The sequence below is a fragment of the Thauera sp. ZXT1-4 genome (assembly GCF_052598215.2).
The window spans coordinates 1-11,694 of the sequence record NZ_JBQWSN020000001.1; the positions used below are offsets into that span (position 1 = coordinate 1).

Annotated in this window: 11 protein-coding genes; 9 read left to right on the forward strand and 2 right to left on the reverse strand. The window is 67.5% G+C overall.

Annotation, left to right across the window (positions count from 1 at the left end):
- From ACUH78_RS00005 to ACUH78_RS00045, 9 genes are all read left to right on the forward strand, one after another.
- A partial coding sequence (locus ACUH78_RS00005; protein ID WP_445332585.1) for a diguanylate cyclase occupies window positions 1-2,304 on the forward strand: 2,304 nt, incomplete at its 5' end.
- An 18-nt stretch (window positions 2,305-2,322) separates the two neighbouring features.
- The gene (locus ACUH78_RS00010; protein WP_445332584.1) at window positions 2,323-3,393 is read left to right on the forward strand and encodes a DUF2157 domain-containing protein; all 1,071 of its coding nucleotides are present in this window, start codon (window positions 2,323-2,325) and stop codon (window positions 3,391-3,393) included.
- Window positions 3,390-4,277 carry a DUF4824 family protein gene (locus ACUH78_RS00015; RefSeq protein WP_418363174.1) on the forward strand — a complete coding sequence of 296 codons (888 nt, stop codon included), beginning with the start codon at window positions 3,390-3,392 and terminating at the stop codon, window positions 4,275-4,277. The genes ACUH78_RS00010 and ACUH78_RS00015 overlap by 4 nt, the downstream gene beginning before the upstream one ends.
- 28 nt (window positions 4,278-4,305) lie before the next feature.
- On the forward strand, window positions 4,306-4,890 hold the full coding sequence (locus tag ACUH78_RS00020) for a DUF5610 domain-containing protein (RefSeq protein ID WP_418363173.1): 585 nt from the start codon (window positions 4,306-4,308) through the stop codon (window positions 4,888-4,890).
- 59 nt (window positions 4,891-4,949) lie between these two features.
- Complete coding sequence (locus ACUH78_RS00025; RefSeq protein ID WP_418363172.1) at window positions 4,950-5,855, forward strand: ATP-grasp domain-containing protein; 906 nt, start codon at window positions 4,950-4,952, stop codon at window positions 5,853-5,855.
- A 108-nt stretch (window positions 5,856-5,963) separates the two neighbouring features.
- Window positions 5,964-6,755: an L-arginine-binding protein AotJ gene (gene aotJ / locus ACUH78_RS00030; protein ID WP_418363171.1), complete on the forward strand. Its 792-nt coding sequence runs from the start codon at window positions 5,964-5,966 to the stop codon at window positions 6,753-6,755.
- Between the two features lie 119 nt (window positions 6,756-6,874).
- Window positions 6,875-7,561: an ABC transporter permease gene (locus tag ACUH78_RS00035; RefSeq protein WP_418363170.1), complete on the forward strand. Its 687-nt coding sequence runs from the start codon at window positions 6,875-6,877 to the stop codon at window positions 7,559-7,561.
- Window positions 7,558-8,283: an ABC transporter permease gene (locus ACUH78_RS00040; RefSeq protein WP_418363169.1), complete on the forward strand. Its 726-nt coding sequence runs from the start codon at window positions 7,558-7,560 to the stop codon at window positions 8,281-8,283. Before ACUH78_RS00035 ends, ACUH78_RS00040 begins: the two co-directional genes overlap by 4 nt.
- 21 nt (window positions 8,284-8,304) lie before the next feature.
- The gene (locus ACUH78_RS00045) at window positions 8,305-9,069 is read left to right on the forward strand and encodes an ABC transporter ATP-binding protein (RefSeq protein ID WP_418363168.1); all 765 of its coding nucleotides are present in this window, start codon (window positions 8,305-8,307) and stop codon (window positions 9,067-9,069) included.
- A gap of 111 nt (window positions 9,070-9,180) precedes the next feature.
- Here the strand turns inward: ACUH78_RS00045 and ACUH78_RS00050 are convergent, their stop codons facing one another.
- Window positions 9,181-10,329 carry an MFS transporter gene (locus ACUH78_RS00050; protein WP_418363356.1) on the reverse strand — a complete coding sequence of 383 codons (1,149 nt, stop codon included), beginning with the start codon at window positions 10,327-10,329 and terminating at the stop codon, window positions 9,181-9,183.
- 205 nt (window positions 10,330-10,534) lie between these two features.
- Window positions 10,535-11,659, reverse strand: a complete 1,125-nt coding sequence (torT, locus tag ACUH78_RS00055) for a TMAO reductase system periplasmic protein TorT (protein ID WP_418363167.1) — start codon at window positions 11,657-11,659, stop codon at window positions 10,535-10,537.
- Window positions 11,660-11,694 lie beyond the last annotated feature (35 nt).

An 11,694-nucleotide genomic window follows, 5' to 3' on the forward strand; every position in this document is an offset into this window, starting at 1 on the left:
ACTACGGGCGCTACCGTCATGTTTGTTGAGAAGTCAATTTCCACTGGAAACGGCACAGAGCCTCCCTTGCCGCGCAATGCGGTGTGGCGCGCGGTTGCCGGCTGGGTGGCGATCCTGCTCTGTCTCGGCGTGTATTGGTTCGAGCTGAATCAGACGCACCAGTCCCAACTCGACCAGGTCGAGGCCAACGTCAGGTTGCGTGCCGAGCAAACCGTGCATGCGCTTGCCCTGCAGGTCAGCACCATGGTCGAAAAGCTCGACTACCTTACGCTGCAGCTTGGGCAAAGCTGGCTTGCCGAGGACGAGCGAACTTTCCGGCGCACGGTGAGTGTGGCGCAGCATGCCTTGCCGGAGGGCGCTGTGGTCCAGGTCGCGATCGCCAACGAACGGGGGGAGATCCTGTTTTCCAGCCTGGTGCCCGAGGACGCTACGGTTGCGGCAACGAAAGTCTCGATTGCGGATCGGCCGCACTTCGCGGTGCATCTGAACCGCGCGGAAGCGGGCTTGTACATCAGCCATCCCGTGCTCGGGCGCATATCGGGCAAATGGACCGTGCAATTTTCGCGACCCTTGCACCGTGACGGGCGGCTTGAAGGCGTGATCGTCGTGTCCGTGTCGGCGGAACATCTGTCCCGCGCGCTGCGCGACATCTTTCCCGATCCGGCCGATGTCGCACTGCTGCTGCGCGACGATGGCGCCTATCTCGCACGTTCGCACCTGCTGGAAGGCGTGCTTGGCAAGAGCGTGCCTGCCGATCGCGGCTTCCTGCATGACCACCTGGTGTCGCACGGCTTCTACGACGTCGTGGCGCCGGTCGATGGGGTCGAGCGCTACTACGCATGGCGTCGGGTGCAGGACAGGCCCCTCGTGGTCAGCCTCGGTCTCAGCAAGTCGGTCGCGATGGCGACGGTGCGCGAGTCCGTGCAGAGCAGCAGCCTCTACAACCTCGTCGCCAGTGGGGCGTTGCTGCTTGCGGCGCTATGGATCACGTGGCTCTATTTGTTGAAGAGCCGCCAGACGGCAGCGCTAGCGCAGGCAGGAGAGCGACTCGAGTTCGCCCTCGAAGGCGGTGATCTCGGCACCTGGGACTGGAACTGCGTGACCGGGGAGAATCGCTGCAACGCACGCTGGGCGAGGATGCTGGGGTACGCCCCTGGAGAGGCAGCGCCCAATTTCGCGACCTGGGAGGCGAGCATCCACCCCGACGATCGCAAGCAGGTGCATGACGCGCTCCAGGCCCACCTACGCGGCGAGACCCATCAGTACCAGACGACGTACCGGATGCGGCGCCGCGATGGCGAGACGATCTGGGTGCTCGACCGTGGGCGTGTGGTCGCGCGCGACGAGGCGGGCAGACCGCTGCGGGTCGCGGGTACCCTGCTCGACATCTCCGAGCGCCACGTCGTCGAGGCCGCGCTCGAAGCGGAGCGGCTGCGACTGACGACCCTGCTGCAGCGTTTCCCCGGGGGCGTCCTGATGGAAGATTCGGAGGGTAGGGTGACGATCGTCAATCGAGGCATGTGCGAGTTGCTGGGCATCGGCGAAGATCCGTCCGCGCTGCAGGGCTGGCCACATGAGGCGCTCTGCGCACGTGTCGGGCCGCAGCGGGCCGCTTGGTTGAACGTGCCTGACGCCCGCAGCGAGGGGGAGCGCCGGAGATCGGTCGAACTCACCGATGCCGACGGTCGCTGCTTCGAGATCGACTGGCTGCCCATCATGCGTGACCAGCGCCAGCTTGGACGGGTCTGGCTGGTACGCGACGTGTCCGACCGCAAGCAGCGCGAAACCGCGCTGGCGACGCTGGCCTCGACCGATGCGCTGACCGCGCTGCCCAACCGGCGCAGCTTCATGAGCAGCCTCGAAGCGGCGAGCGCGGTGCTGCGGAGCAACCCCGAGCGCCAGGGGGTGTTGCTGATGATAGACATCGATTACTTCAAGCGCGTGAACGATACCTATGGCCATACGGCGGGGGACACGGTGCTGTGCCATGTTGCCGATCTGATCCGCAATGGTCTGCGCCAACAGGATGCCGCCGCTCGTCTGGGTGGGGAAGAGTTCTCCGCCTTGCTGGTCGGCGTGGAGTTGGCAGGCGCTCGCCTGCTCGCCGACCGGCTGCGGGTCCGCATCGCTGAATCCTCGGTGGAGACGGGCGAGGGGCGCGTGACGGTGACGGTCAGCATCGGTCTTGCAGCGCTCGATTCCGCGGGTGCCGAGGCGGCGTTGAAGCGGGCCGATCGTGCGCTCTACGCGGCCAAGGCAGGGGGCCGGAACCAGGTCAGGGTCTACGCCGGCGAACAGCCTTAACGGATTGCATTTCAGGTTATGACTACTGCGTGCCTTCCCTCACGCATCGAAGCCCAGCACCGCGCCGACGACATCCATGCCTTCCGTGCAGAGCTGGCGCGTCTCGAAGGTGAAGGGGTGTTGCAGCTTGCGAGCACGCAACGCCAGGCGGTGGACGAGCATCACGATGTGCTGTTGCAGCAATTTGCGGCCAGCTTCGATATCGACCGCGATCAGCAGGCGCGGCAGCTTTCGCTCGGCATGCGCGTGGCGTCCTTTCTGGGCGCGCTGGCGCTGGCGGCGAGTGTGTTCTTCCTTTTCTACCAGTTCTGGGGATTTTTCCCCGAAACGGCGCAGGTGGCCATTCTGGTCGGTGCAAGCCTCGCCAGCCTGGGGCTCACTGCGTGGATACAGGGGCGCGATGCTTCGGGCTACTTCACCAAGCTTGCGGCCATGGTGGCCTTCGCCTGCTTCGTGCTCAATCTCTACATGCTCGGGCAGATCTTCAACGTCATGCCGACGGACAAGGTGCTGCTGGCCTGGGCGGGCTTCGCCTTCCTGCTCGCCTATCGTTACGACCTGCGTCTGCTGCTGGCGGCGGGCGTCTGCTGCGTGATCGCCTGGGTGTCGGCGCGGGTGGGGGCGCTTGGTGGCATGTACTGGCTTTCGGCCGGGGAGTGGCCGGAGAATTATTTTCCGGTTGCCGCGCTGCTGCTGGCCGTGCCGATGGTCATTCCGCACCAGCGCTTCGCCGGCTTCGAGGTCATCTATCGGGTGTTCGGCCTGCTGTGTGTGCTGGTACCGATGCTGATCCTGGGGCATTGGGGACGGGGCAGCCATCTGGAGATCGATCCCGACCTCATCGAGGGCGCTTACCAGGTGGGGGGCTTCGTCGTCAGCGCGCTGGCGATCTGGATCGGTACGCGTCGCGGGTGGAGCGACATGGTCAACACCGGTATCGTCTTCTTCGTGCTCTTTCTGTACACGAAGTTCTTCGACTGGTGGTGGGCGATCATGCCGAAATGGCTGTTCTTTCTCGTCGTCGCGCTGTCGGCGATCCTGGTCCTGCTGGTGCTCCGGCGCCTGCGCGGGCGGGTGGTGCCGGCATGAGCCCGCGCGCACTTACCTTCGCCCTGGGAGCGGCGATCATCCTCGCCGCCAATGCCGTGGCGCTTGGCGGCGTGGCCTGGAACCGCAGTGGCGAGCCCGAGAGCCGGGTGGCGCTTTCGCAGCGGGAACTGGCGAGGCCCCCTGAATGGCGCGCAAGCCGGGAGGACAGCAGTCTCGCGCTGTCGCTGAAATGGCGCGTGCCGCGTGCCGGGCTGGAGCCGTACGAAGAGGCCTACTGGCATTTCGGCGGCAGCCCGGCATGGCTGGACGAACGGCGCCTCGCTGAACTGGGTTTCGATGTCGAGCGGGCGAAGGTGGCGGGGGCACACAGCCAGAGGGCGCTGCGCAAGTCCGAGCGCGAGGTGCGGGTCGTACTCGAACTGGCGGGGGCTGCGTGGCGCCAGGCGCTGGATCAGGCCCGTAGCCACCTCGCCGAGCAGCAGGCGCTGCTTGCGGCGAGCCCCGATGCCGAGCAACGGATCCGCGCAGAGAAGCTGGCGCGGGAGCGGCTCGCGCGTGAGGAGCACGAAAACAGCCGTCTGTTCGCGGTCGATGTCGGCACGGATCTGGCCGCACTGCGGGCGCAGTATCCCGACCGCAGCCGCTACCTCATCCTCGCGGCCCGGCTTCGGCTCCAGCGCACCACCGTTGCAAATGCGCCGGCGGTCAGCGGCTACCTGAACACCCTGGCCGGGCACCGTATCAACGTGCCGCATGCCTTGCGCGGCATGTTCGAGGTGGGGGCGGTCCGGGCGGGAGAGGCCGCCGACGGCGTCGAGGCACACGCACCGTTCGCCGCCGTGGTGGCCGTGGGGCGGCGCCTTGAGCCCTGGATCGAGGAGGTCTCGTTGCCTGCGGCTTCATCCTCTCCGGGAGGACTATAATGATTCCGTACCCACACGGGAGCCGACCATGAACACGATCTTGCCCGCTGCGTCCGCCCTTGCAGGCGGTAGCTTCCAGCCAAACGATGCGGCCCGGCAGAACAGTGCTGAAGCGCCGCGCGTGCAGCGCCAGGAGCCGATGTCCGAGGCTGCGTTGAAGAAGGATCTCAACGTGCAGATCCTGCAGTCGTCGATGGAGGTTTCGATCCGTTCCGGCGACGAATCGCTGGCCCTGCTGTTGCGTTCGGCGATCGAGGGGATCAACGAGGCGCTGACGCCAACGCTGGGGCCCGACGCGATCCAGAATGCGATGGGGCAGGACAACTCGCCCGAGGCGACCGCCGATCGCATCGTCTCGATGTCGACCGCGTTCTTCGAGGCCTACGCCGGACAGCGTCCGAACGACGATCCGGAAACCGTGCTGCGTGATTTCATCGACGTCATCCGCGGTGGCTTCGAGCAGGGCTTCGGCGAGGCGCGCGACATCCTCGACGGGCTCGGGGTGTTCAACGGTCAGGTCGAAGCCGACGTGATGAAGACTCGCGAACTGGTGCTGCAGGGCTACGACCGCTTCGTGCTCGACCGCCTGCCGACGTCCGACCAGCAGGCCTGAGGCCCGCCCCGCGCGAGTCTTGCTAGAATCGCGGCCCTCGTCTGAATCGAAGGCCGCGCATGCATGCCCCATCCATCGACGTGGCGATCCTCACCGAGGACCGCTACGTCACCCCCGACCGGAACGACTGGTACCAGGCGCAGATCGCGCGCGAGGAGGATCTCGTGGCGGACGCCCTTGCAGCGCTTGGGCTGCGTGTTGGGCGCCGCTCCTGGGCGGATCCGGACATGGACTGGTCACAGTGCCGTTGCGCGCTGTTCCGCTCGACCTGGGATTACTTCGACCGCTATGCCGAATTCTCGTCCTGGCTCGATCGGGTGGCGGGGCAGACGCGCCTGTTCAACGCTGCGGAGCTGATCCGCTGGAACGTGGACAAGCGCTATCTGGGGGACCTGCAGGATAAGGGCGTCTCGATCGTGCCCACGCGCTTCGTGGCGCGTGGCGAGGTGGTGTCGCTCGCGGACATCATGGACGCGCAGGGCTGGGACGAGGTCGTCTTCAAGCCGGTGGTGTCAGGTGCGGCGCGCCTGACGCATCGTGTCGGCCGCGCCACGCTTTCCGCGCACGAGGCCGTGTTTGCGCGCTGCGTGGCCGACGAGAACATGATGGTGCAGGCCTTCGAGCCCGCCATCCTGAGCACTGGCGAAGTGTCGGTGATCGTGATCGGCGGGCGCACCACGCACGCGATCCGCAAGACACCGCGCGCGGGCGACTTCCGCGTGCAGGACGACCATGGCGGCACGGTGCATGCACATGCGCCGGCGGAGGACGAGCGCTGGTTCGCGGAGGCTGCAGTTGCGGCCTGCCCAGTGGCGCCTGCGTACGCCCGCGTGGATTTCGTGCGCAGCGCCGACGGTGTGCTGCGCCTGATGGAACTGGAACTGGTCGAGCCCGAGCTGTTCTTCCGCTTTCACCCCCCCGCGGCAGCCGAGCTGGCGCACGTGCTTGCTGAAAAGCTGCGCTGAATCAACGGCTTTGATGCGATGCAGCATGCGCTTTGCAGCGCAAATTCGGCCGCGTCGCGCCCGGCAGCGGTTAAAATGCCGCCATTCACAAAATTGAAAGGGTTCCACATGATCCGTCGCATACTCATGCTTGCCGCGCTGGCCTTGGCCGCCCAGGGCGCGATCGCCAAGGACTGGAGCACCATCCGCTTCGCCACCGAGGGCGCCTATCCCCCGTTCAATACGGTGGACACCAGCGGCAACGTGCAGGGTTTCGATGTGGACATCGCCAACGCGCTCTGTGAGCAGATGCAGGCCAGGTGCACCTGGGTCAAGCAGGAGTGGGACGGCATGATCCCTGCGCTGATGAGCCGCAAGTTCGATGCGATCTCTGCCTCCATGTCGATCACCGAAGAGCGCAAGAAGCGCGTCGACTTCACCGAGCGCTATTACGCCACGCCGCTCGCACTGGTCGCGAAGAACGGCAGCCCGCTCGTGCCCGAGATCGCTGCGCTCAAGGGCAAGCGCATCGGCGTGCAGCGCGGCACCGTTGCCGACAACCATGCGACCCGTTTCTGGGAGCGCGAAGGCGTGAGCATCGTGCGTTATGCGCGCCAGGAAGAAGCCTATCTCGATCTCGCCGCCGGCCGTCTCGACGCTGCCTGGGCCGATGCGCTGGTGGCGGATGGGGGCTTCCTCAAGACCGATGCGGGTGCCGGTTACGCCTTCGTCGGTGGCCTGTACTACGGCAAGAACGCCGACGAAAAGGCGGTGATCGGCGAGGGCGTGGGCATCGCCGTGCGCAAGCAGGACGGCGAACTCAAGCAGAAGCTGAATGAAGCGCTCGCCGCCATCCGCGCCAGCGGCAAGTACGACGAGATCCGCGCGAAGTACTTCGACTACGACATTTACGGCGAGTAAGCGGCCGGCGGCCGCCTGTGCCGCCACCGGTTTCCCCCCAGCAACGGCGGCCTGCGGGCCGCCTTCACATTGCCGTTCGCAGCGCAGGGCACGTTGCCCCCGCGCTGCGGGCCACTCCGATGCTCTACGGCTATCTTCCATCCCTTTTCGACGGTGCCTGGGTGACGCTGCGTGTGGCGGTGTTCTCGCTGCTGCTCGCGCTCGCGCTCGGCCTCGCGGGCGCTTCGTCGCGCCTGTCACCGCACCCCTTGCTGCGCCTGCCGGCTGCAGCCTACACGACGATCGTGCGCGGCATCCCGGACCTGGTGATGATGCTGCTGATCTTCTACGGCGGCCAGGTCGGCATCAACTACGTCACCGATGCGCTGGGCCTGGGTTATATGGACGTGAACCCCTTCGTCGCTGGCATCCTCACACTGGGCTTCATCTTCGGCGCGTATTTCACCGAAACCTTCCGCGGTGCGTTCATGGCGGTGCCGGCGGGCCAGCTGGAAGCCGGGCGTGCCTACGGCATGAGCCGCTGGCAGGTGTTCCGGCGCATCCTGTTTCCGCAGATGCTGCGCCACGCGCTGCCGGGCCTGGGCAACAACTGGCAGGTGATGCAGAAGAGCACCGCGCTGGTGTCCATCATCGGCCTGTCCGACATCACCTGGCTGGCGGACCAGGCCGGGCGCAGCACGCATGAGCCCTTCCTGTTCTACATGGTGGTGTGCGTGTTCTACCTCGCCATGACGGCCGTGTCCGGGCTGTTGTTCCGCTGGCTGGAGCAGCGCTATTCGGTGGGTGTGCGGAGGGCCGCGGCATGATCGAGTGGAGCCTGTTCAGCGAGAGCTGGCCCGCGTACATGGCCGGCCTGTGGGTGACGATGAAGCTCACCGTGGTGGCGCTCGTCGCCGGCCTGTTACTGGCGATCCCGCTTGCGGTGGCGCGCGTGTCGCCCTCGCGCTGGGTGTCGGGGCCGGTATGGGCGTACAGCTATTTCTTCCGCGGCACCCCCATGCTGGTGCAGTTGCTGCTGATGTACTACGGCCTTGGCCAGTTCGAATACGTGCGTGAGCAGTGGGACGTTGGGAATGCCTTCTGGCTTGTGTTCCGTGACCCCTACGGTTGTGCACTGGTGACCTTCGCGCTCAACACCGGCGCCTACACCACCGAGATCATCGCCGGGGCACTGCGTTCGGTGCCGCATGGCGAAGTGGAGGCGGCGCGCGCCTGCGGCATGACGCGCTTCACCATGCTGCGCCGTATCCTGCTGCCGGGGGCGCTGCGACGCGCCATGCCGGCCTACAGCAATGAGGTCATCTTCATGCTGCACGGCACGGCGATCGCCTCCACGGTCACGCTCATCGATCTCACCGGCGCGGCGCGCAATGCCTATTCGCAGTATTTCGCGCCATTTGAAGCCTTCGTGTTCGCGGGCCTGATCTACCTGTGCATCACCTTCGCGCTCGTTGGCCTGTTCCGTCTTGCCGAGCGTCGTTGGCTGGCCCACCTGCAGCCCCGCAAGCCCGCCGCCAAACCGGCCTGAGCCCGCATCCAGGAATCTTTCATGACCCAGCTTATCGTCGAAGACCTGCACAAGCGCTATGGCGACCACGAGGTGCTCAAGGGCGTCTCGCTGTCGGCGGAGGCCGGCGACGTCATTTCCATCATCGGCTCGTCCGGCTCGGGCAAGAGTACCTTCCTGCGCTGCATCAACTTTCTCGAGCAGCCCGACGCCGGGCGCATCACCGTGTCGGGCGAGGAGATCCGCCTCGTGCGCGGCAAGGACGGTCACCTCAAGGTGGCCGATGCCAAACAGCTGCAGCGCCTGCGCACGCGGCTGGCGATGGTGTTCCAGCACTTCAACCTGTGGGCGCACATGACCGTGCTCGAGAACGTGATCGAGGCGCCCATCCACGTGCTCGGCCTGTCGCGCAAGGAAGCGCTCGAGCGCGCGATGGCCTACCTCGACAAGGTCGGCATCAGCCGCTTCAAGGACAGCTACCCGGCGCACATGTCCGGCGGCCAGCAGCAGCGCGTGGCGATCGCACGTGCGCTGGCGATGGAGCCCGCGGTGCTGCTGTTCGACGAGCCCACCTCGGCGCTCGACCCCGAACTGGTGGGCGAGGTGCTCAAGGTGATGCGGGGCCTGGCCGAGGAAGGGCGCACCATGGTGGTGGTGACGCACGAGATGGGTTTCGCGCGCGAAGTGTCGAACAAGGTGATGTTCCTGCACCAGGGGCTGGCCGAAGAAAGCGGCGTGCCGGCCGCGGTGTTCGCCAACCCGAAGAGCGAGCGCCTGCGCCAGTTCCTGTCGGGCAACCTCAAGTAAGCGCGATCACTCTGGCCCCGGGCGGGGCGCCTTCCGCTGCGGACCTCGCCGCTGGGTTCCGTGCGCGGGCACGCATGCCTGGCCCTCACTGCCGGGCCCCATGTCCGTCGTTCAGCGTGGGGTGTCGGCGGGCGGTGGCAGGCGGCGCAGCAGCAGCGCAGCGATCAGGGTGGCAAGCAGGCAGGCGCCCAGCAGCGCAGCCAGCCCCGGCCAGTGCCACGCCGCCCAGGCCGTCCCCGCCACGGTGCCGATGACCGAGGCACCGAAATAATAGCTCGTCAGATACAGCGCCGAAGCCAGTGCGCGGCGCTCGCCCGCGCGGCGTCCCACCCAGCCGCTCGCCAGCGCATGCGCGGCGAAGAAGCCGAAGGTGAACACCCCCACCCCCGCGATGATCACCCACAGCGGCGCGGCGAGGGTGAGCGCCAGGCCGGCGCCCATCACCGTCACCATCATCCACAGGACCTTGCGTCGCCCCTGACGCTCAGCCAGCCGGCCGCTCAGTGCCGAGGCCCAGGTGCCCACCAGATAGAGCAGGAAGATCGCGCCGATCGCGGTCTGGCCCAGCGCGTAGGGCGCGGCCTGCAGCCGGAAGCCGAGGAAGTTGTACAGCCCGACGAAGGCGCCCATGGCGAGGAAGGCGACCAGGAACAGCAACGGCAGGCCGGGGTCTCGGTAGATGGCCACGGTGTCGCGGAAGATGCGTGCCGGCGTGGCCGCGCGTGGCGTGAAATGGCGCGATGCCGGCAGGCGCCGCCAGAACACGATTGCCGACACCAGCCCCAGCACGCCGATCACCCCCAGCGCCCAGCGCCACGAGCTCCAGTCGGTGAGCAGCGCCGACACGAAGCGCCCGCTCATGCCGCCGAGCGCATTGCCGGCGATGTAGAGCCCCATCGCGCGCGCCTGCGCGCTCACCGCGACCTCTTCGCCGATATAGGCCATGGCCGCAGCCGGCAGCCCGGCCAGCACTGCGCCGAGCAGCGCGCGCAGCACGAGCAGGGCGGTGAAATCGGGCACCACCGCGGTCGCCAGCGCCAGCACCGCGGCAATGGCAAGCGAGATCTTCATCACCTGCTGGCGCCCGATGCGGTCGGCGAGCACGCTGCCCGGGATCAGCATCAGTGCCAGGCCCGCGGCGGTGGCCGAAACGGTCAGACTCGCGCTCGCCGCGCTCACGCCGAAATCGTTTGCCAGCAGCGGCAGCAGTGGCTGCGTACTGTAGACCATGGCGAAGGTGGCGAAGCCGCCCAGGAACATCGCCAGGTTGGCGCGCGTGTACTCGGGCGTTCCGGCTTCGAGCTGGGCGGCCGGTTGGGCGGTGGAGTCTTCGGTCGGGAGCGAGGCCATGGATGGGAAGGGTGCGGATGGAGCGAGTGAAGCGAATGGGGCGCTCGAGCGCAAGTGGAGCAGATTAGCGCGGAAGGCTGCGACGGGGCACCCCGGATATCACGCTACGCGCGCCTCATTCCGTAGCCTTCACCGGCGCTACCTCGTAGGCGGGCACGAAGCCGGCCGGCGGTAGCATCCATTCCATCGGGTAGCGGCCGAGCGTGGCCGGCTCGACCAGTTCGACGCTGGGGCCGAGGTGTGCCTCGATGGCGATGCCTTCGAGCGCACGCACGCCCTGGCGCACCGCCATGCGCCCCTGCAGCACCGGAAAGTCCGTCACCGAGGCGAGGATGCGGCCGCGCAGCATGCCGCTATAGACGCCGGGGGTGACGTAGGAGGCGACGATGCCCAGGCGGTCCGAGAGCTGGCGGCGGCGCAACTCGGCGATCGCCGCCTCGGCCATGGGCGCGTTGCCCACCAGGTAGTCGAGCGCCGGATGGGTGTCGAGCACTTCCTCGACGAGCTGGCGCTGGATCGAGCGGCCGGTGTCGCCGTGCCGCACGGTGGCGATGCGCACCGCGCTGCCGGCCAGCCCGGCGCGGAAACCGCGGTCCAGGAGGCCTACCCAGTCCGCGTCCTGCGGCCCGGGCAGCCAGGCGATGCTCGCCGGCACGCCGCCGGCGGGGTGGCGCTCGGCCAGCCAGCGGCTGATCTTCCAGCCGAGCTGGTACCAGGGCACGCCGACCTTGCCGCTCACCACGGCGGTGTCGATGTCGTTGACCGCGCCGATCACCGGGTGAAGGGCGAGGTAGGGCGCGAGCAGATCGTTGAGCCCGGCGAAACTGACCGTGCCCACGAGCAGGGCGTCGATGCCGGCGTCGGTGGTGCAGCTCGAGACGCGTTCGCGCTGGCGGGCGAGGTTCTCGTAGCCGCCGGCCTCAAGCACACGCAGGCCGACGCCGAGCGCGCGCGCCTCTTCCACCATGCCGAAATTGACCGCCAGCCAGTAGCTGTCCTTGAGGTGCGGATAGACGGCGCACAGCTGCCAGGGCTGCGAGGGGGCGATGGCGGGCAGGGCCGGGGCAGCGCGCCCGGGAGTCTCCGCGGCCGGGGCGTCGCCGTGCCAGCGGACCACCGGCCAGGGCGGGCCGGCGTCGGCAGCATGCGTGGTCGAGGCGCCGAGGGCGAGTGCGGCGAGCAGCGTGCGCATGATCAGACGTGCGGTGTTCGCGCCGCGCCGCCGGTAAGATGAAGCCATGTTTCCCCTGTCTGCGGTGTGCCGGGCCGGATGGC